The 20,407-nt window shown below is 71.9% G+C and carries 16 protein-coding genes and 2 tRNA genes; 4 read left to right on the forward strand and 14 right to left on the reverse strand.

What is annotated here, in order from left to right:
- Nucleotides 1-5 precede the first annotated feature (5 nt).
- From ACZ5K7_RS08575 to leuS, 5 genes are all read right to left on the reverse strand, one after another.
- Nucleotides 6-2,651, reverse strand: coding sequence for a ComEC/Rec2 family competence protein (locus tag ACZ5K7_RS08575; protein WP_468911935.1), 2,646 nt, complete (start codon nt 2,649-2,651; stop codon nt 6-8).
- A complete protein-coding gene (locus tag ACZ5K7_RS08580; RefSeq protein WP_468911938.1) occupies nt 2,648-3,772 on the reverse strand; it encodes a ComEA family DNA-binding protein in 1,125 nt (374 codons plus the stop codon). The genes ACZ5K7_RS08575 and ACZ5K7_RS08580 overlap by 4 nt, the downstream gene beginning before the upstream one ends.
- Nucleotides 3,773-3,903: 131 nt before the next feature.
- Nucleotides 3,904-4,749 carry a DegV family protein gene (locus tag ACZ5K7_RS08585; RefSeq protein WP_450971594.1) on the reverse strand — a complete coding sequence of 282 codons (846 nt, stop codon included), beginning with the start codon at nt 4,747-4,749 and terminating at the stop codon, nt 3,904-3,906.
- 72 nt (nt 4,750-4,821) lie between these two features.
- A complete protein-coding gene (locus ACZ5K7_RS08590; RefSeq protein ID WP_468911942.1) occupies nt 4,822-5,550 on the reverse strand; it encodes a hypothetical protein in 729 nt (242 codons plus the stop codon).
- 159 nt (nt 5,551-5,709) lie between these two features.
- Entirely contained in the window at nt 5,710-8,589 is a 2,880-nt protein-coding gene (gene leuS / locus ACZ5K7_RS08595) for a leucine--tRNA ligase (RefSeq protein ID WP_468911945.1), read from the reverse strand.
- Between the two features lie 426 nt (nt 8,590-9,015).
- Here leuS and ACZ5K7_RS08600 point away from each other — a divergent pair, with 426 nt between their 5' ends.
- Together ACZ5K7_RS08600 and ACZ5K7_RS08605 are read left to right on the forward strand one after the other, a co-directional pair.
- Nucleotides 9,016-10,326 carry a cytochrome b/b6 domain-containing protein gene (locus ACZ5K7_RS08600; RefSeq protein ID WP_468911947.1) on the forward strand — a complete coding sequence of 437 codons (1,311 nt, stop codon included), beginning with the start codon at nt 9,016-9,018 and terminating at the stop codon, nt 10,324-10,326.
- Complete coding sequence (locus tag ACZ5K7_RS08605) at nt 10,323-11,933, forward strand: NADH-ubiquinone oxidoreductase-F iron-sulfur binding region domain-containing protein (RefSeq protein WP_351691257.1); 1,611 nt, start codon at nt 10,323-10,325, stop codon at nt 11,931-11,933. The genes ACZ5K7_RS08600 and ACZ5K7_RS08605 overlap by 4 nt, the downstream gene beginning before the upstream one ends.
- Before the next feature lie 173 nt (nt 11,934-12,106).
- Here ACZ5K7_RS08605 and ACZ5K7_RS08610 read toward each other — a convergent pair.
- Nucleotides 12,107-12,179: transfer RNA gene (locus ACZ5K7_RS08610), tRNA-Ala, on the reverse strand.
- Between the two features lie 113 nt (nt 12,180-12,292).
- Between ACZ5K7_RS08610 and ACZ5K7_RS08615 the strand changes: the two genes are divergently transcribed.
- On the forward strand, nt 12,293-13,504 hold the full coding sequence (locus ACZ5K7_RS08615; protein WP_468911951.1) for a glycosyltransferase 87 family protein: 1,212 nt from the start codon (nt 12,293-12,295) through the stop codon (nt 13,502-13,504).
- Here the strand turns inward: ACZ5K7_RS08615 and ACZ5K7_RS08620 are convergent.
- From ACZ5K7_RS08620 to ACZ5K7_RS08630, 3 genes are all read right to left on the reverse strand, one after another.
- On the reverse strand, nt 13,483-13,716 hold the full coding sequence (locus tag ACZ5K7_RS08620; protein WP_006136074.1) for a hypothetical protein: 234 nt from the start codon (nt 13,714-13,716) through the stop codon (nt 13,483-13,485). The genes ACZ5K7_RS08615 and ACZ5K7_RS08620 overlap by 22 nt on opposite strands.
- Before the next feature lie 3 nt (nt 13,717-13,719).
- Nucleotides 13,720-13,893 carry a hypothetical protein gene (locus ACZ5K7_RS08625; protein WP_351691226.1) on the reverse strand — a complete coding sequence of 58 codons (174 nt, stop codon included), beginning with the start codon at nt 13,891-13,893 and terminating at the stop codon, nt 13,720-13,722.
- 69 nt (nt 13,894-13,962) lie between these two features.
- A complete protein-coding gene (locus ACZ5K7_RS08630) occupies nt 13,963-15,432 on the reverse strand; it encodes an MFS transporter (RefSeq protein ID WP_468911955.1) in 1,470 nt (489 codons plus the stop codon).
- Between the two features lie 124 nt (nt 15,433-15,556).
- Between ACZ5K7_RS08630 and ACZ5K7_RS08635 the strand changes: the two genes are divergently transcribed.
- Nucleotides 15,557-16,468 carry a helix-turn-helix transcriptional regulator gene (locus tag ACZ5K7_RS08635; protein ID WP_468911958.1) on the forward strand — a complete coding sequence of 304 codons (912 nt, stop codon included), beginning with the start codon at nt 15,557-15,559 and terminating at the stop codon, nt 16,466-16,468.
- A gap of 62 nt (nt 16,469-16,530) precedes the next feature.
- Here the strand turns inward: ACZ5K7_RS08635 and ACZ5K7_RS08640 are convergent.
- From ACZ5K7_RS08640 to nadD, 5 genes are all read right to left on the reverse strand, one after another.
- A tRNA-Ala gene (locus ACZ5K7_RS08640) sits at nt 16,531-16,603 on the reverse strand.
- Between the two features lie 134 nt (nt 16,604-16,737).
- Nucleotides 16,738-17,406, reverse strand: coding sequence for a histidine phosphatase family protein (locus ACZ5K7_RS08645; RefSeq protein ID WP_468911961.1), 669 nt, complete (start codon nt 17,404-17,406; stop codon nt 16,738-16,740).
- The gene (gene rsfS, locus ACZ5K7_RS08650) at nt 17,406-17,849 is read right to left on the reverse strand and encodes a ribosome silencing factor (RefSeq protein WP_351691214.1); all 444 of its coding nucleotides are present in this window, start codon (nt 17,847-17,849) and stop codon (nt 17,406-17,408) included. Before rsfS ends, ACZ5K7_RS08645 begins: the two co-directional genes overlap by 1 nt.
- A gap of 103 nt (nt 17,850-17,952) precedes the next feature.
- Nucleotides 17,953-19,677: an LCP family protein gene (locus ACZ5K7_RS08655; RefSeq protein WP_468911964.1), complete on the reverse strand. Its 1,725-nt coding sequence runs from the start codon at nt 19,675-19,677 to the stop codon at nt 17,953-17,955.
- Between the two features lie 16 nt (nt 19,678-19,693).
- A complete protein-coding gene (gene nadD, locus ACZ5K7_RS08660) occupies nt 19,694-20,386 on the reverse strand; it encodes a nicotinate-nucleotide adenylyltransferase (protein ID WP_351691208.1) in 693 nt (230 codons plus the stop codon).
- Nucleotides 20,387-20,407: the final 21 nt, after the last annotated feature.

The raw sequence follows: 20,407 nt of genomic DNA on the forward strand, positions 1-20,407 counted from the left end.
TGCCCTCAGTCTCGCGCCACTGCCAGCTCCCCCGCCTCCCGTCCCGTACGACCGCCGGTCACGGCCAGCGCCCCGTCCCGGTCGGTCCGCAGCACCACCGCCCCGGCGGCCCTCAGCCGCGCCACCGTGTCCGGCGCCGGGTGCCCGTACGGGTTGTCCGCCCCGCACGAGATGAGCGCGACCCGGGGCGCCACCAGCCGCAACAGCTGCGGATCCTGATACGCGGACCCGTGATGGGCCACTTTCAGAACGTCCACCCGGCCCAGTCCGGCGGCCGCCGGTGATCTCAGCAGCTCCTGCTGGGCCGGGGGTTCGAGGTCTCCGAGCAGCAGCATCCGCAGTCCGGCCGAGCGGACCAGCAGGGCGACACTGGCGTCGTTCGGTCCGTCCGGTTCGGGTGCCGGGTCCGGGGGCGGCCACAGCACCTGCCAGTCCAGGCCGCCGGTGGTGCGCCGCTCCCCGGCGACCGCGCGCGTGACCGGGATCCGGTGCTCGGCCGCCTCCCTCCGTACGAACTCGGCCTGCTCCGCCGGTTCCTCGAACCCCGTCGTCTCGATCTGCGCGACCGTCCGCCCGCGCAGCACCCCGGGCAGCCCGCCGACATGGTCGGCATGGAAGTGGGTCAGGACAACGAGCGGGACACGGGTGATGCCGAGTTCCCGCAGGCAGTGGTCGACCAGCGTCGGATCGGGCCCGGCGTCCACCACCACACCGGTGCCCGCGCCCGCCGCGAGCACCGTCGCGTCGCCCTGCCCGACGTCGCACATCGCCAGTCTCCAGCCCGGCGGCGGCCAGCCCGTGATCACCCGGGTCAGCGGTGCCGGCCGTACCACCAGCAGCACGAGCAGCACCCCGAGCGCCCCGCACCACCACGGATGCCGCAGCAACCGCCGCCCCAGCGGTACGACGGCCACCGTGACCCCGGCCAGCAGGAGTGCCCCCGCCCAGCTCCCGGGCCAGTCCACGCCCGCGCCCGGCAGCGCGGCCCCGGTCCGGGCGATCCCCGCGATCCACCCGGCCGGCCAGCCCGCACACCACGCCAGCACCTTGGCCAACGGCATCGCCACCGGGGCCGCCGCGAGCGCGGCGAACCCCAGCACTGTGGCCGGCGCGACGGCGACCTCGGCCAGCAGGTTGCACGGCACCGCCACCAGACTCACCCGCGCCGACAGCACCGCGACCACCGGCGCGCACACCGCCTGCGCTGCGGCAGCGGCGCCCAGGCCCTCGGCCAGCCGCTCCGGCACCCCGCGCCGTCGCAGCGCCTCGCTCCAGCCGGGCGCCAGCACCAGCAGCGCCCCGGTGGCCAGCACGGACAGCAGGAAGCCGTAACTGCGTGCCAGCCACGGGTCGTACAGCACCAGCAGCAGAACCGCCGTCGCCAGCGCCGGGATCAGGGACCTGCGGCGGCCGGTCGCCAGGGCGAGCAGGGCGACGGCTCCGCAGGCCGCGGCCCGCAGCACGCTGGGATCCGGCCGGCACACCACGACGAAGCCGAGGGTGAGCGCCGACGCGAACAGCGCGGTCGATCGCAGCGACAGCCCCAGGCGCGGGGCGAGGCCGCGCCGCTCGACCTGCTGGGCCAGTCCCGGCGGTCCGACGAGCAGGGCGAGCAGGATGGTGAGGTTGCTGCCCGAGACCGCGAGGGTGTGCGCGAGATCGGTCTCCTCGAAGGCCTCGTCCAGTTCGGGCGTGATCCGCGAGGTGTCCCCGACGACCAGTCCGGGCAGCAGCGCCCGCGCGTCCTCGGGCAGCCCCTCGGTCGCTTCCCGCAGTCCGGCCCGCAACCGCCCGGCCAGCCGCTGCGGCCCACTCGCCTCGTCCACCACCACCGGCGCGGGACGCTCCCGTACCCGCAGCATCGCCGCGGTCCGGTCCCCGCCGGCCGTCGCCGGCGCCAGCCGCCCGCTCACCCGCAGCCGTGTGGAGGGCAGCAGCCCGAGCCACTGCGCGCGGCCGCCGCCACCGGGCGCCCGCACCCCCGGGTCGACGGCCATCAGCACCGGCGAGCGCGTCGTCACCGCCTCCCCGTCACCGCTCTCCACCCGCCGTACCTCGCCGCGCACCAGCACGGCGGCCGGCGTGGCGTGGTCCCCCCGCACGCGCGGCCTGCTGACCCACGGGTCGCCCGTGAGCTCCACCTCGACGGTCACGGTCGCGTAGGCGCGGGCCAGCCCGGGCACCGGCCCCCGGCGCACATCCGCCCCGTGCAGCCCCGCGGAGGCGGCGGCCCCGGCGACACAGAGAAGCAGCGCACCGACGGAGGCGTACCGCCAAGTCGGCTGGAGGGCCGGGGAGTTGCCGGTCGCCGTCCCCCGCCGCAGGGCCGGGGAATCGCCGGTCACCGTCCCCCGCCGCAGGGTCGGGGAGTTGTCGGTCACCGTCCCTGGCCGGTGGCCCGCGCGGCTGCGCCAGAGCAGGATCAGGCCGGCGACCAGGCAGGCGACGGCGGTCCCGGCCGTCCACCCCGGCGGTGCGTCCAGGGTCAGTGCCGCCGTCGCCCAGGCGGCCAGCGCGGGCGGCACCAGCCGCAGGTCGGCCGCCGTGTCCTGCCGGGGGTGCGCGGTCCCCGGCCGCCTCCCCGAGCCGGCGTGCTCGGCCCGGCCGACGGTCACGGATTCCGGCGGGTCCTGGCCGGTCGCAGAACTCATGGCCGTACCAGATCCCGCAGGTCGGAGAAGCGGCGGTCGCCGATGCCCTTGACCTGGCGGAGTTCGTCGACCGAGCGGAAGCCGACGTGCTCGGTCCGGTAGTCGACGATGTGCTGCGCCAGCACCGGGCCGACTCCGGGCAGGGCGTCGAGCTGCTCCACGGTCGCCGTGTTCAGGGAGACCGGGGCGGCCGGGCCCGTGCCCGCCGCGGCACCATTCGCGACCTGGCCCGGGGCGGCCGGCGGAGCGGGGCCCCCGACGACGATCTGTTCGCCGTCCACCAGGAAACGGGCACGGTTGAGTCCGTCGGTGTCCGTACCCGGCCGCACCCCGCCCGCCGCCCGCAGTGCGTCGGTCACCCGGGACCCGGCCGGCAGGGAGTGGACCCCGGGCTCACGCACCTTCCCGGTGACGTCCACGACGACCTCGCCGCCGGGCCCCGCCGGCCCGGCGGGTGCCGCTGCGGTACCGGTGCCCGCGGCCGGAACCTTCTCCTCGCTCTTCTCGTACGGCGCCTCGGCACGCACCACCTCCGGCGCGCTCACCGATTCGGTCCGGCCCGTCCAGAAGTGCTGCACGGCCAGGGCCCCGGCCACGACGAGGACCACCCCGAGAGCCACCGCGCCTCGGCGTTCCAGCCCGCAGCGGGTCGCCAGCCACACCGGCATCCGCTCCCGCACGGCGAGCCCGACCCGGGCCCGCAGCCCGGGAAGGGCAGGTTCACGCCGGGCCGTGGTCTCGCCGGCGAGCGCACGGGCCGAGGACACCACGGCCGCCGCCGTGGACAGTGCGGCCGCGGCGGTACGCACCCCGGACGCGGCAGCGCGCACCCCGGAGGTGGCCACCGTCGGCCCGGTGGTGGCCGCGGTCAGTCCGGCCGCCGCACCGGTGCCGGTCACCGTTCCGGCGTGCGGGGGTCCGTGTCCCGGCTCCGGCCTGGTGACTCCCCGTTCGCCGAAGAGGAGTTCCGCCCGGCGGCGCAGTTCTTCCGCCGGGACCGGGCGGTGGCGGGTGCGGACCGGGACCGGGGACCGGCGGTGCCGGGTACGGCCGTCGGAGGTCGGGCCCCGGCCCGGGCCACTGGTCGCGTGTGTCTCGTGTGAGCGTGATCGAAGTGCCATGCGACGAGGATGGGGCTTCCCGCCGACTCGCGATGATCTTGCTCAAGTTCCGTGGATCACGGCCCGGTTGTGGACAACTTCGCCACCCACACGAGTGAAACCGGCGGGGCTGCCGCCTTCGGATCCACAGGTCACCGCGGTGAGACGACCGCCCCGAGCAGCCCGGGTCCGGTGTGCGCGCCGATGACCGCGCCGACCTCGCTCACATGCAGATCGACCAGCCCCGGGACCCGCGCCCGCAGCCGGTCGGCGAGGGCCGCGGCCCGGTCGGGGGCGGCGAGATGGTGGACGGCGATGTCCACCTCGGCACCGCCCGCCCGGTCGGCGGCGAGCTCCTCGAGGCGGGCGATGGCGCGGGACGCCGTCCGCACCTTCTCCAGCGGTTCGACACGGCCGCCGTCCAGCTGGAGCAGGGGCTTCACGGCGAGCGCGGAACCCAGCAGGGCCTGCGCGGCTCCGATGCGGCCGCCGCGGCGCAGATAGTCGAGGGTGTCGACGTAGAAGTACGCGGTCGTGCCGGCGGCCCGTTTCTCCGCCGCCGTGACCGCCTCGTCGGCGGTGCCGCCCGCCTCGGCGGCCTCGGCCGCCGCGAGCGCGCAGAAACCGAGCGCCATCGCGACCATCCCGGTGTCCACCACCCGCACCGGGACAGGCGCTTCGCGGGCCGCGATGACCGCCGCGTCGTAGGTGCCCGACAGTTCGGCGGACAGGTGGAGCGAGACGATACCGGTGGCACCGGACTCGGCGACCTTGCGGTACGTTTCGGCGAACATCTCGGGGCTGGGCCGCGACGTGGTGACAGAGCGCCGCTTCTGCAGAGCCTGAGCCAGGGAACGGGTCGAGATCTCGGTGCCCTCTTCGAACGCCCGGTCGCCGAGGACCACGGTCAGGGGAACCGCGGTGATGCCGTGGCGCTCCATCGTCCGCGGCGGCAGGTAGGCCGTTGAATCGGTGACGATCGCGACATGGCGGGACATGAGCTGGAGGTTACCTGGCGTAGCCCAGGGGCGGCAGCCCGCCCCCGCCCGCCCCGACCAGGACCGGCCGTATCAAGTGGTGCTCTCCGGCCGGGGCTTCTTCTGCCACGGGTAGGCCTGACGCCGCCCGGGCGGGGGGATCGCGGGCTGCGCCGGGTCCCCGTCCGGGGCGGGCCGGGGTGCCTCGGGCCAGGTCTGGCGGTCGCCCCGGCCGGCGGCGGCCTCGGGCCACGGCGGGGTTTCGGGCGCGGGGGCAGGACGGGACCAGTGCCGCAGGGCGTCGGCCTCGACACCGATCTGCGTGCTCAAGGTGTCCAGATCGTCGTCGGCGAACCGGTGGGCCCGGTCACGCGCCGCCCACCGCAACGCGTCCGCGGACTCGGTGATGCGCGTGGTGCGTCGGCGCAGTTCGGGCAGCCGCGCGGCGAGCGTGGCCCGGTCCGGCTCGGACTCCAGGCGCCTGAGTTCGCCGTCCAGTTCGTGCCCGTGCGCGCTGAGCCGCTGGAAGAGGCCGAGGGACTCCTTCAGCGACTCGTCCTCGGCGACGCCCGCGTCCAGCGCGTCCTGGGTGGCCCGCATCGAGGTGCGCAGGGTGAGCCGCAGCTGAGCGATCTCGGCCGCAGGGCCGATCTGGACCATGGACTTGGCGCGCAGCGTGTGGTCCTCGACCGTCCGACGAGCTTGCGTGATCGTACGGTCCACACCGCGTTTGGCGGCGCCGACCGCCTTGAACGTGACGTACACCCCGCCCGCGACGAAGAGCAGGAAGAGCACGGCGAATACGGCGATCACTGTTTCCACGGGCTCCTCCTCCGCTGACGGCCACCCGACCACCCGACCGCTTCCGAGCACGGCAGGGGCGGCCGCCCTCTTCAACGGTAAACGCAAAGGGCAGGCCCGGAGTTCCAGAAAAACCCCGAACCTGCCCTTAGGGGACCGCCCGGAGGCGGCCCGTGGCCGTTACGCCGTGACGATGTTCACCAGCTTCGGCGCGCGGACGATCACCTTGCGGATGCCCGCGCCGTCCAGCGCCGCGACGACCTTCTCGTCGGCCAGCGCCACCTTCTCCAGCTCCTCCTCGGAGATCGCCGGCGGCACCTCCAGGCGGGCCTTGACCTTGCCCTTGATCTGCACGACGCAGGTCACGGTCTCGTCCACGACGTAGTCCGGGTCGGCGACCGGGAAGTCCCGGTGCACGACCGAGTCGCTGTGACCCAGCTTGCGCCACAGCTCCTCGGCGACGTGCGGGGCCAGCGGCGCGATCATCAGGACCAGAGGCTCGGCGACCGCACGCGGTACCGCGCCGCCCGCCTTGGTCAGGTGGTTGTTCAGCTCGGTGACCTTGGCGATGGCGGTGTTGAAGCGCAGGCCCTCCAGGTCCTGGCGGACGCCGTCGATCGCCTTGTGCAGGACACGCAGCGTGTCCTCGTCGGCATCGGCGTCGGTGACGGTGACCTCACCGGTCGCCTCGTCGACGATGACGCGCCACAGCCGCTGCAGCAGCCGGAACTGGCCGACCACCGCGCGCGTGTCCCACGGCCGGGAGACGTCCAGCGGGCCCATCGCCATCTCGTACAGGCGCAGGGTGTCGGCGCCGTACTCGGCGCAGATCTCGTCCGGAGTCACCGCGTTCTTCAGGGACTTGCCCATCTTGCCCAGCAGCCGGGTGACCTTCTCGCCCTGGTAGTAGTACTCGCCACCCAGTTCCTCGACCTCGGCGGCGGGCACCGGGAAGCCGCGGCCGTCGCGGTAGACGTAGGCCTGGATCATGCCCTGGTTGAACAGCTTGTGGAACGGCTCGGCGGACGAGACGTGCCCCAGGTCGTACAGGACCTTCGACCAGAAACGGGCGTACAGCAGGTGCAGCACCGCGTGCTCGGCGCCACCGACGTACAGGTCGACACCGCCGTGCGGCATGCCCTGGCGCGGACCCATCCAGTACCGCTCGATCTCCGGGTCGACCAGTTGCTGGTCGTTGTGCGGGTCCAGGTAGCGCAGCTCGTACCAGCAGGAACCGGCCCAGTTGGGCATGGTGTTGGTCTCGCGGCGGTACTTCTTCGGCCCGTCGCCCAGGTCCAGGGTGACGTTGACCCATTCCTCGTTGCGCGACAGCGGCGTCTCGGGCTGGGTGTCCGCGTCCTCCGGCTCGAAGGTGCGCGGCGAGTAGTCCTCGACCTCCGGCAGCTCCAGCGGCAGCATCGACTCGGGCAGCGCGTGGGCGACGCCGTCCTCGTCGTAGACGATCGGGAAGGGCTCGCCCCAGTAGCGCTGGCGGCTGAACAGCCAGTCGCGCAGCCGGAAGTTGACGGTGCCCTCGCCGATGCCCTTGCGGGCCAGCCATTCGGTGATCCGGGCCTTGGCCTCGGCGACCGGCAGACCGTCCAGCTTGATGTCGTCGTTGGAGGAGTTGATGATCTTCGCGTCGTAGGAGCCGAAGGCGTCCTCCCACGTCGAGGTGTCGGTGCCGCGGCCGTCGGTCGGCTCGACGATGCAGACGATCGGCAGCTCGAAGGCGCGCGCGAACTCGAAGTCGCGCTGGTCGCCGGCCGGGACGGCCATGATCGCGCCGGTGCCGTAACCCATCAGCACGTAGTCGGCGACGAACACCGGGACCTTGTCGCCGTTGACCGGGTTGGTCGCGTACGCGCCCGTGAAGACGCCGGTCTTGTCCTTGGCCTCGGCCTGCCGCTCCACGTCGGACTTGGCGCCGGCCTGCGCACGGTACGCGGCCACGGCCTCGGCGGGCGTCGCGTGGCCGCCGGTCCACACGTCGTGGGTGCCCTCGGGCCAGGCGGCCGGGACGAACTTGTCGACCAGCGGGTGCTCGGGTGCCAGCACCATGTAGGTCGCGCCGAACAGGGTGTCGGGGCGCGTGGTGAAGACAGTGATCTTCTCGCCGTCGATCGGGAAGTCGACGCGGGCGCCCTCGCTGCGGCCGATCCAGTTGCGCTGCTGCAGCTTGATGGCCTCGGGCCAGTCCAGCTCGTTCAGGTCGTCCAGCAGCCGGTCGGCGTAGGCGGTGATGCGCATGTTCCACTGGCGCAGCTTGGCCTTGAAGACGGGGAAGTTGCCGCGCTCGGAGCGTCCGTCGGCGGTGACCTCCTCGTTGGCCAGCACGGTGCCCAGCCCCGGGCACCAGTTGACCGGCGCGTCCGAGGCGTAGGCCAGGCGGAACTCGCCCAGGACGTCGCCGCGCTCGGTTGCGGTCAGCGCGTTCCACGCGCGCGTGTGGCCCGGTACGGCTCGCTCACCGGACTCGAACTGGGCGATCAGCTCGGAGATCGGGCGGGCCTTCTTCGCCTCGTCGTCGTACCAGGAGTTGAAGATCTGCAGGAAGATCCACTGGGTCCACTTGTAGTAGTCCGGGTCGATCGTGGCGAACGACCGGCGCTTGTCGTGGCCCAGGCCCAGTCGGCGCAGCTGGGCCTTCATGTTCTCGATGTTGGACTCGGTGGACACCCGCGGGTGCGTGCCGGTCTGCACGGCGTACTGCTCGGCGGGCAGTCCGAAGGCGTCGAAGCCCAGGGTGTGCAGGACGTTGTGGCCGTTCATCCGCTGGAAGCGGGCGAAGACGTCGGTGGCGATGTAGCCCAGGGGGTGGCCGACGTGCAGTCCCGCCCCGGACGGGTACGGGAACATGTCCATGATGAACTTCTTGGGCCTGGCGACCAGCTCGGGGTCGCCGGCCAGGTCACCCTTGGGATTCGGCGCCGCGTACGTGCCGTCTGCGTCCCAGAAGTCCTGCCAGCGTGCCTCGATCTCGGCCGCCAGGGCGGCCGTGTAGCGGTGCGGCGCGGCCTCCGCCGACGTGGCGGCGGCAGCGGGGTTCGTCTCGCTCATGATCCTCAAAGCTCCATCGATCGTCTCTGCCTGCGGCTGTGACTTGCTAGAAACGAAAAATCCCCTCGCACAGGAGGGGACGCCGCGCCGATGCCGACCGGCCGTTTGATCCGGCGGTCGGGACTGATCAGCGCGGCCCGCTAAGCAGAAGGCGTACGGCACGCATGGCGTCAGGGTACCGCAGCACTTGAGCAAGCCGCGACGCGCTTACGTATCAACGGTTGACACGTACGTCTAAGGCGACAAACGGGACGAGAGTTGAACCAGGTTCAAAACTTACTTCGCGTAACAACCACTAAGGGACATCGCAAGGCCCGCATTGCCCTTTGATAACAACGCAATAACTCAAACCTCGTACTGATCGGTATGGCGCCACTTAGGCTGCGGCACCGGGACCGCTTTCCCGAACTGCTCGGAGTTGCCCCCATGAACCCTCGTCGTAGTAACAGCTCGCTCCCCAAGCCAGGCCGCTCGGCCTGGGGGGTGGCGTCCGCTGTCGTTCTGTTGCTCATACCCGTGGTCGTACTGACCGGAGGCAGCCAGTTCCAATCGTTCCTGAACTTCGGCGCGGGCGTGCTCTCGCTCGTCTCGCTGAGCTGCTCGGTGATCTGGGGCCTGGTCGCACAGGACCGCATCTTTCTCAACACCCGCCAGCGGATCGTCGGCCAAGCGGTGCACCGGACGACCGCAGTCGCCTCGATCGCGTTCCTGCTGGTGCACATCGTCACGAAGATCGCTCTCGATCACACCGTGGTGATCGCCGCGATCATCCCGTTCTCGCTCGGCGTCACCGGAAGCGCCGGCCTGATCGGGCTCGGTTCGCTGGCCGGACTACTGATGATCTTCGTCGGTGTCACCGGCGCCCTGCGCAGCAATTTCGCAGCCCCGGCCGTGGTGGCGGCCCGCTGGCGGGCCATGCACATGCTGGCCTACCCGGCCTGGTGCGCCGCGCTGATCCACGGCCTGTTCGCGGGCCGCGCGGCGAAGCCCTTCTTCATGATCTCGTACGAGCTGTGCCTGGTCGGCGTGATGGGCGCGCTGGCGCTGCGCGCCGCCCCGCGCCCGTTCAAGCGCAAGGTCGCCGACCGTCTCGTCTCCATCCTGGGCAGCTCGGAGCGCCCCGACCTGGACGAGCTGGACGCCAGCCGCGCCCGGGTGGGCGAGTCCGGCCTGCCGGGCTACGACGGCGGGCGTGAACGCGAACGCGAGCCGAGGCCCTCGCGAGGCGACGCCGGGGCCACGCAGTCCAACCCGCTGTTCCCGACCGGGATGCCGACCCCCGAGCCGGCCTCCGGTTTCGCGGCCGCCTACCGGGCCACCTCCACGCCCGGACAGCCCCAGCCCCAGTCGCAGTCGCCGTTCGCGGCCGGTCAGACCGCGCGCATGGAGCGGCTGGACCTCCAGGCCACCGAAGCCTTCCCGCGCATGGACGGCCCCGGCAGCACCTCGGGCACCTGGCCGGTCCCGTCCCCGCCGCCGGTCGGCGAAGCGCCCCCGTCGGCGTACGACCCGCTCCAGGACACCGGATACAACATCCCGGTCTATGGCAATCCGGGCGTCGGCGGACCGGGCGGACGTGATGTGTACGACACGGGTGAGACGAACCCCGGCTACGGCACGTACAACTCGAACGACACGTACAACAGCGGTCCCGCCAACGAACCATCGCCCGGCGCGTCCTTCGACGCACCGGGTTCGGGCGAACCTTGGAACACGCCTTCCGGAGGCTATAGGTGAACGAGGCCCTGCCCGACGTCCCAGAAGTCCGCGTGGTCGGCCTTCCGCAGCTCACGTCGGGCTTCGACCTTGTCGAAAGACTCGATCTGCCCATGCACCTCAAGGTGCACGGGCCGCTTGAGCCCTTGGGCGGGGAGCAGCTCGCGCAGCTCTCCGAGCGCATCAACCTGAAGGGCCGCGGCGGCGCGGGCTTCCCCTTCCACAAAAAGCTGCGCTCGGTCGCCGAAGCGGCGATCAAGCGCGGTGTCCGGCCGGTCGTCGTCGTCAACGGCAGCGAGGACGAGCCGGCCTGCCGCAAGGACACGGTGCTGATCAACCGTGCCCCGCATCTGATCCTGGACGGCGCGCTGCTGTGCGCCGAGGCGCTGGGTGCCCGCACGCTCGTGGTGGGGGTCACCCGGGAGTCCACACAGCGATCCATGGAGCAGGCGCTCGCCGAACGCGGTCTGAGCACCGGCCGCCGTTCGGCGCTGAAGGCGTTCGTCCAGCGCAACCCGGTGCGGATGGTCACCGGCGCGGCCGCGTCGCTGGTCCGCTCGATCGACGGCGGCCCGGCGATCCCGCCCGGCCGCAAGACCAGTGCCTCCCAGAACGGCGTCGGGGGCGCGCCCACGCTGCTGTCGAACGCGGAGACGTTCGCGCAGCTGGCGATCGCCGCCCGTATCGGCCCGGAGCGTTACGGCAACACCGGCCTGTACGACGAGCCGGGCACCGTCATGCTGACGGTCTCCGGCGCGGTCGCCCGTCCCATGGTGATCGAGGTGCCCACGGGTGTGCCGCTGCGCTACGTCCTGCAGCTGGCCGGCGCCCCGCCGGTGCCGCAGGGTGTGCTGACCGGCGGCTACCACGGCAAGTGGATCGACGCGGCGACGGTCAACGAGGCGATCGTCTCCCGCAACTCCCTGGACGCGGTGGGCGGTGCGCTGGGGGCCGGCGCGATCCTGCCGATCACACAGGACACGTGTCCGCTGGGCGAGTCGCTGCGGGTCGCCCAGTGGCTGGCGGAGGAGAGCGCGGGACAGTGCGGTCCCTGCTACCTCGGTCTGCCGGCGGCCGCGCGCGGCATGGAGGACATCCTCAACGGCGGCGGACCGGCCGCCTTGGAGGCGCTCAAGCAGGTCGCGAAGAACGTGAAGCGGCGCGGCGCGTGCTCGCACCCGGACGGCTCCGCGATGTTCCTGGAGTCGACGATCAAGGCGTTCACCGACGACCTGGCCGCGCATGTCCTCGGAAACGGCTGCGGACGGCCCGTGGAAGGCGTTCTGCCGCTCTTCGAGGACGGGAAGCTCCCGACGGGCATCCCGGGCGGCGGAGAGCCCGAGGAGACCAGCGGCAGCCGTCAGAAGATCTACGTCGACTGGACGCTGTGCCGGGGCCACGGCCTGTGCGCGGACATCCTCCCGGAGGTCTTCGAACTGGGCGCGGACGGTTTCCCGACGGTGGCTCAGGCGAAGGTGCCGCGGTTCGCGGAGGCCAAGGCGCTGCGCGCGGTGCGCCGCTGCCCGGCGCTCGCGCTGCGTCTCGAGGAGGACACGCGTTCCCAGGCGCCGGCCAAGAACCTGCCGGTCCTCTCGCAGGGTCGCGGCCGCCGGGCCCTCGGCCGCTGACCGCACCAGCACCAGCACCAGCACCAGCACCGCGTGTAAGGCGCTCCACCCGGTCGGGTGGAGCGCCTTACACGCGGCAGGAGTTTCCCGGCGCCCGTTTCCGATGTTTTCGAATGTTTCCCGACAACGCCGAAGGCGGACCGTCCATCCGGACGGTCCGCCTTCGACTTCTGTGGAGCTAAGGAGAATTGAACTCCTGACCTCCTGCATGCCATGCAGGCGCTCTACCAACTGAGCTATAGCCCCGCGTTTCGCTCCACCGGGTCTCCCTGGCGGCGACGCCAACATTACACGGTCGACAGGGTGCACCACCAAATCGTTTCCGTTCTGTACGGATACGGACGCTAGTGTCGGACTTCGTGACCGTGATCGTGTTCTCCGAGACCCGGCGCCGGCTGCCGGCGGCCCTGGGGACGTGCCTCTTGTCGTTCACGGCGTTCTGGGCGGCTCAGCGGGCCGCGCACGTGTCGATGATCGACCTGATGGTCTACCGGGCGGAGGGGGCGACCGTCCTCGCGGGCGGCGACCTCTACGCGCTGCGTACGACGGCCGCTCATCTGCCGTCCACCTACCCGCCGTTCGCGGCGCTGCTGTTCACCCCGTTAACGCTGCCGGACCTCCCGACCATGCGGACGCTGGCGACGGCCGGGAACCTCGTTCTCCTGGTGGTGTTCGTGGCGCTTTCGCTGCGGCTCGCCGGGCACGCGCGCGTGGAGGGCGTGCTGTGGGTCGCGGCGGCGGCGGTGTGGTGCGAGCCGGTGTGGACGACCGTGCGCTACGGGCAGGTCAATCTGCTGCTGGCCGTGCTGGTCCTGTGGGATCTGTCACGGTCGCCGGACGAACGGCCGGGCCGCTGGGCGGGGGTGGGCGTCGGGCTCGCGGCCGCGGTCAAGCTGACGCCGGCCCTGTTCGCGGTGTTCCTGCTCGTCACGGGCCTGATGGCGCGCCGCGGCGGCCGGGACGGGGGGCCGTGGCTGCGGCACGCGCGCGGGGCGGCCGTCGCCTTCGCGGGGGCGACCCTGCTGGCGGCGGCCGTCCTGCCGTACGACTCGTGGCGGTTCTGGACCGGCATGGTGTTCCGGACGGGGCGGGTGGGGCGGGCCGAGGAGACCGCGAATCAGGCCCTGCGCGGCGTTCTGGCGCGCTTGCTGCACACTCCCGAGCCGGGGGCGCTCTGGACCGCCGCCGCGGCTCTGACGGCCGTCCTGGGGCTCGCGGTGGCGGTCGCGGCGGAGCTGCGCGGCCGGCGGGGCTGGGCCGTAACCGGGTGCGCGGTGACCGCGCTGCTGATCAGCCCGGTGTCCTGGTCGCACCACTGGGTGTGGTGCGTGCCCGTGGTGCTGCTCCTGTGGACGCGCGGGCACCGGGCGGCGGCCGCCGGCACCCTGCTGGTGTTCTGCTCGTACGCCCTGTGGTGGGTGCCACACCGGCACGGACGGCCCGAACTGCATCAGAACGCCGTCGACTTGACGTTGTCGGCGCTCTACGCGGTCACCGGACTGCTGTTCCTGGCGCTCGCCCGGACATCGTTGCCGAAGCCGGGCGCCGCTCAGGCCGTGACGAACGAGTAGAACCGCTTGAGCGTGCAGTGCTCCTCGAGAAGACGGCCGTAGATCGGCTCGCCCTCCAGTTCACGGTAGGTCTCGATCGGGTCGCCTTTTATGATCAGCGCCCGAGCGCATTCCTCGCACCAGTACTGGTAGTCGGGGTTGATCGGCTCCATGTCGCGGACGATCGGGGTGCCGCTCCCGCACCAGTCGCACTTCCGCCTGTGTGCACCCATCGATCAGCTCCAGCTGTGGCCGCAGGCCGTGCACACGTAGGAGATCCCGCCGTTGTCGCCCAGCACTTGGGCCACATGTACGGAACCGCAGGAAGGGCAGAGCAGCCGGGTGATCGTACCCCGTATCAACGCCGCACCGAGGAGGTGGCCGCCCTCCTCAAGGATGCTCGCAGGCATCGCTACTCCCTCCCGTCGGGCCGCGCCCCCTTCCGGCCGTTTGATTCTGCCACGGCCGGACCAATACGGTCAGCGACGCCTCAGTACCAGTCCGGACACGGCACCCGCGGCCGCCGTCGCGGCGAGCGCCCATGAGCAGGCTGACAGCGCCTCCGCAGAGGTATACGCCCCCGGCGCCCCAAGTGACTCAAGCCGGTTCAAGAACAGTGTGCCGAATGCGGCGACGCCGATGAGCTGGCCGAGCTGGGTGACGGTCGCCAGGAGGCCACTGGCGTCCGCCGCGTCCTCGGGGCGCACGGTTGCGAGCGCACCCGTGAGTGTCGGACTGAAGGCGAGCGCGAGCCCCACCCCCACGCCGGCGTACGCCACATAGAGCCACGCGCCCCCGTCGCCGCCGCCGTGGAACGCCAGCCCGACGCCGGCGACGGACAGCGCCGTCAGCGCGAACCCGGCCGGGGTCAGCGCCCGCTGCCAGGAGGCGGGCCACCTGCGCCAGGTCAGGGCGACCGCACCGAAGACGACGGCGGTCGGCGCAAAGGTGAGCCCGGCACGCAGCGCGCCGTAGCCGAGGCCGCCCTGGACGTGCAGGGTGAGGGCGAAGAGGAGCCCGGCGTTGACGGCCATCACGGCGAGGATGCGGAAGACGGCCAGGCCCATGCCGGGGTGGCGCAGCACCCGGGGTGCGACGATCGGGGCGCCGCCGCGCCGGGCGAGCCGCGACTCGTAACCGCAGAACAGTGCGAACAGGAGCACGGCGGCCGCCAGGGACAGCCAGGACCACAGCGGCCAGTCCTCCTCCTGGCCGAGTACCAGCGGAACCGTCAGCAGCGACACGGCGGCGCCCAGCAGGACCAGGCCGGGCAGGTCCAGGCCGCGCGCCCGCTCCGGTCCGGATCCGGCGCCCGGCGGCAGGACGCGCCTGCCGAGGACGAGGAGTACGGCGCCGACCGGCACGTTCACGAGGAACACCGGCCGCCAGCCGGTGCCGAACAGGTCCGCGCTGACCAGGACGCCGCCGATGGCCTGGCCGGCCGCGGCGCCGACCGCGAGGACCGCCGAGTAGGCGCCGAGCGCCCGGATGCGGGCCTCGCCGGTGAAGATGCGCTGGATGATGCTGAGGACCTGCGGGATCATCAGCGCCGAACCGGCGCCCTGCACCAGCCGGAACACGATCAGCTCGGTGGCCCCCTGGGCCAGGCCGCAGGCCAGCGAGGCCGTCGTGAACAGCGCGAGTCCGGCCAGGTGGACCCTGCCGTGGCCGAGCCGGTCGCCGAGGCGGGCGCCGGTGATCAGCAGCACGGAGTAGGTGATGGCGTAGCCGGCCACGACCAGTTGCAGGTCGGCGCCGGAGGCGTGCAGCTCGGACCCGATGGTGGGGGCCGCGACGTTCACGATGAAGACGTCCAGCACGGCCATGAACAGGGCCGCGAGGACGACCGCGAGGAGCAGCCGGGGCCGGTTGTCAGTGCCGGGTGCTTCACTTTTCGCAGGGGTTCGAGCGGGTGCGGGACCGGGTCCCGTCCGGGATGTCGTCGTCATGCGTCCGAGCGTGGCGAGGGGCCGGTACGGGTGCCGAGAGCCCGCCGATGCTGGTACTGGCAGCACCTGGCAGCGGGCGGGCGGGGCGCCCACGATGGAAAACGTGACGACGGGGGACGTGACGATGAGGACGACAGCACACCGCCGCAGGCCGGAGCTGGCCGCGTTCCTGCGCAGCAGGCGGGCCCGGGTGACACCGGCCGACGTGGGGATGCCGCCGGGGCTGCGGCGGCGTACTCCGGGACTGCGCCGGGAGGAGGTCGCCCAGCTCTCGGGCGTGGGGGTGACCTGGTACACGTGGCTGGAGCAGGGGCGGCCGATCAACGCGTCGCCGCAGGTGCTGGACGCGGTGGCGCGGACGCTGCGGCTGGACACGCCGGAGCGGGAGCATCTGTACCGGCTGGCGGAGGTGCCGTACGCGGCGGCGCCGGAAGGTCTGTCCCGGTCGGTCGGCGCGGAGGTGCAGGGCATCATCGACGCCCTCGATCCGCTGCCCGCGGTGGTGTACACGTCGCGGTACGACGTGCTGGCCACCAACCCTGCCTACCGGGACCTGTTCCTGGTGCTGGAGACGCTGCGGATCGGTGTGCCGAACGTTCTGTGGACGTTGTTCACGGTGTCGGAGGAGGCCTGCCCGGTGGTGCACCGGGAGCGTGAACTGCCGGTGATGGTGGCGACTCTGCGCTCCTGCTACGGCAGACATGTCGGCGAGCCGGCCTGGGAGGAGTTCATACGGGCGTTGTCCGGGGCGAGTGCGTACTTCGCCAGGTTGTGGGCGAGCGGTGCGGTGGCGCAGCCGGGGCCGCGGGTGAAGACGTTCCGTCATGAGGCGGTGGGCGAGCTGCGGATGACGTCGCAGTCGCTGTCGATCGACGGGGTGCCGGAGTCCCGGATCGTGGTCTACACGCCGGAGGACGAACGAACGCGGGAGCAGGTCGCGTTGCTGCGGGAGCGCAGGCAGCGGCTGTGGCCGGTGTCCGACGCCGAGACCGCCGAGATCATCCGGGAGTGGAACACACGAAATCCCGCCCTCTGACAAGAGGACGGGATTCTCTCACCGATCTTTGACAACTCGACAGTGCGTGGAGTGTCGATCTGTGGAGCTAAGGAGAATTGAACTCCTGACCTCCTGCATGCCATGCAGGCGCTCTACCAACTGAGCTATAGCCCCTCGCGTTCTTCCCGTCTTTCCGCTTGGCGGGGCGAACAAGAAGAACTTTAGCCTGCGACCTGCCGGAAAGTGAAATCCGGGTCCCGGGGCGGGACGGGTGGCCGGAGGACCGCCGGCCGACGGCCGAAAAAGGCTCAGTCGTCGTCGCCGAGGACGGGCTCCGGGAGGGTGCCCGCGTTGTGCTCCAGGAGCCGCCAGCCGCGGGCGCCTTCGCTGAGCACGGACCAGCAGCAGTTGGTGAGGCCGCCGAGGCTCTCCCAGTGCTGGGACTCCAGGCCGAGGAGGCGGCCGATGGTGGTGCGGATGGTCCCGCCGTGGCTGACCACCACGAGGGTGCCGTTCTCAGGGAGCTTCTCGGCGTGCCGGAGCACGACGGGAGCCGCCCGGTCGGCGACCTCGGTCTCCAGTTCGCCGCCGCCGCGGCGGACCGGCTCGCCGCGCTTCCAGGCGTCGTACTCGTCGCCGTGGCGGGCGATGATCTCCTCGTGGGTGAGGCCCTGCCACACGCCCGCGTAGGTCTCGCGCAGCGCCTCGTCGCGGATCACGTCGAGGCCGGTGAGCTCGGCGAGCTGTGCGGCCGTGTCGGCGGCCCGGCGCAGGTCGGAGGAGACGATCGCGTCGGGGCTCAGGGAGGCGAGCAGGCGTGCCGCGCGGCGGGCCTGGCCGATGCCGGTCTCGGTGAGCTCGACGTCGGTGGAGCCCTGGAAGCGGCGCTCCACGTTCCAGAGGGTCTGGCCGTGCCGCCACAGGATGATGCGGCGGCCGCGGCCCTTGCGGTCGGTGACCTCGCCTGTGGCGCTCATCACCACTCCCCGCCCGGTTCACCGTCGTCCTCGGCGGCCTGCAGCTCGGCGTGGGCGGCGCCCTTGCCGCGGGTGGCCTTGGCGTCGGCGGGCAGCTCGATCTCGGGGCAGTCCTTCCACAGCCGCTCCAGGGCGTAGAAGACGCGCTCCTCGCTGTGCTGGACGTGGACGACGATGTCGACGTAGTCGAGCAGGATCCAGCGGGCGTCGCGGTCGCCCTCGCGGCGCACCGGCTTGGCGCCGAGTTCCTTCTGGAGGCGCTCCTCGATCTCGTCGACGATCGACTTGACCTGGCGGTCGTTGGGCGCGGAGGCCAGCAGGAAGGCGTCCGTGATCGACAGGACGTCGCTGACGTCGTAGGCGATGACGTCGTGGGCGAGCTTGTCGGCGGCCGCCTGGGCGGCGGCGGTGATGAGCTCGAGGGAACGGTCGGTGGCGGTCACTACTTGGCTTTCCGTCGGCGGTCGTTTGACCTCAAGGGTCTCACGGACCGCCGGGCGCACCCCACGTGATTACCGGGTCACGTGGGGTGCGGGGGGGGCGGGCTCAGGACGAGGACGGCTTGTAGTCCTGGCCGAGGACGACCGAGATGTCGGCGCCCGAGCCGACCGTGCCCTTGGCGACGGCGCCGGTGCCCAGGCCGAGGGTCTTGGCGACCTCGGTGGCGTTCTCCTTGTCGGCGGCGTCGGAGTACAGCACCTTGGAGGTGGCCTGGGTGCCGGAGGCCGTACCGCCTTCCAGGAAGGTGTAGCCGCCGTTGACAAGGACCACGCGCGCCTTGTCGGTGTTGTCCTTGGCGCCGGTGGCGTTCTGGACGGAGACCCGGACCGCGGAGCCCGCGGAGGGGCTCTTGGCGGTGCCGCCGAGGATGTCCTTGATCACGCTGGAGCTGGTCTGGGCGCTGAGGGTGCCGTCGCTCTGCACGGGCAGCAGGGCGGTCTTGTAGTCGCCGCCCTTGGCGAGGTCGGCGAGCTTGGCGAGGAAGGTGCCGAGGTCCTTGTCGGTCAGCGAGGGGTCGAGGATCTGCGCGAGGGTCTGCACGGTGACCGTGGCGGCCGCGGAGTCGGAGGACATCTTGCGCAGCACGCCCTGCATGACCTGCCCGAACCGCTCCAGCTGGGCGTTCTGGGCCTCGCCGGAGGCGCGGTAGGTGGCGTAGGCGACGGCGGCCTTGCCGCTGAGGGTCTGGTCCTTGCCCTTGTGGACCAGGGGTGCCTCGCCCTTCTTCTTGGCGTCCGGGTCGGGGACGTCGGCGTTGGTGTCGATGTCGATGTTGCCGACGAGTTCGACGAGGTTCTGCAGGTAGGGGGTGTCCAGGCGCCAGGTGCCCTCGATGTTGGTGCCGAGGACGGTGTCGAGCTGGTCTCGGGTCCCGGAGGAGCCGTCGTCGCCGACGGACTTGGCGAGGGTCGTGGTGGTGCCGTCGTCGTCGGTCATGGCGAGCGAGTTGGGCAGCAGGACGGTGGTGCCCTGCTTGGTGGTGGTGTTGTCGACGAGCAGGGCGGTCGAGGTGCCGCCGCCGCTGGTGTTGTGCAGGTGGACGACGACCACGTCGCGTTTCTGGGCGGCCGCGGACGTCGCCGTACCGCCCTTGGAGCCGGAGGAGGACAGGCCGGGCAGCTTTCCGGCGTACCAGAGGTAGCCGGCGCCGCCGACGGCGACCAGGGCGAGGACGACGACCAGGGCGATCGTGCGGCTGCGGGCGCGGCGCTTGGCCTCCTCGCGGCGCTCGGTGCGGTTCTCGGTGAAGTTCAGCCAGTCGATGACGTCCTCGGAGTCACCGTCCGGGGCTTCGACGAACGCGAACTGTTCGGTGTGGTAGTCCCGTTCGCCCCCGGGGGCCCGGGGGGGACCGGCGGGTTCCTCGACCGGCCCGGCCTGCTGCGGGATGTGCGCGGTCTGCTCGGCGACCCGGGGCTGCCGGCCGCTGGTGGCGGCCTGCCCGTAGGGGTCGTAGGCGGCCTGGCCGCCGGTGCCGTACGGGTCGTAGGCGGGCGTGACCGGCTGCTGCCCGGTGTCGTGAACGGGAGGGACGGGAGCCTGCTGCCCGGTGTCGTACGACGGCGGGCCCTGCCGGCCGGGGTCGTACGGCTGCGTGCCCTGCCGGCCGTCTGCGGCGTACGGGTCGTAGCCGTAGCCCTGGCCGGCGTACGGGTCGTACGTCTGCTGTTGTTGTGCCGGGATCTGGCGGTACACCGGCTGCCCGTACTCGTCGTAGCCGACGAGTTCGTACTGGTCGCTTCCGTAGCCCGCGTCGTATCGGTCGTTCACCGGTGCCCCTCTCGGCTCACTCGCCGCGGTACAGCTCGCGCTTGTCGATGTAGCGCACGACTCCGTCCGGCACCATGTACCAGATGGGGTCGCTCTTGGCGACTCTCGCACGGCAGTCTGTGGAGGAGATGGCGAGCGCGGGAACCTCCACCAGCGAGACGCCGCCCTCCGGGAGACCGCGGTCGGTCAGCTGGTGGCCGGGCCGGGTGCAGCCGATGAAGTGGGCCAGGGAGAAGAGTTCCTCCGAGTCCCGCCAGGTGAGGATCTGGCCGAGGGCATCGGCGCCGGTGATGAAGAAGAGGTCGGCGTCGAGGTTGAGGGCGCGCAGGTCGCGCAGGGTGTCGACGGTGTAGGTGGGGCCGCCGCGGTCGATGTCGATACGGCTGACGGAGAACTGCGGGTTCTCCGCGGTCGCGATCACCGTCATCAGATAGCGGTCCTCGGCCGGTGAGACCTTGCGGTGGGTCTTCTGCCACGGCTGCCCGGTCGGCACGAACACCACCTCGTCGAGGTGGAACTGGGCGGCGACCTCGCTGGCCGCCACGAGGTGCCCGTGGTGGATCGGGTCGAACGTCCCGCCCATCACACCGAGCCGGCGTTTGCCGGTGTGCGCGGGGCCCGCGGGGGTGTACCGCGGGGTCGTCACCGTGTCCTCGGCGGCATCGGCCGCGTCATGCGCCGGACCGGTAGGCATGTCCTGCTCTCCCATGCGTGCAGACCCTACCGGCCC

It is taken from the genome of Streptomyces sp. NPDC031497 (assembly GCF_055580905.1).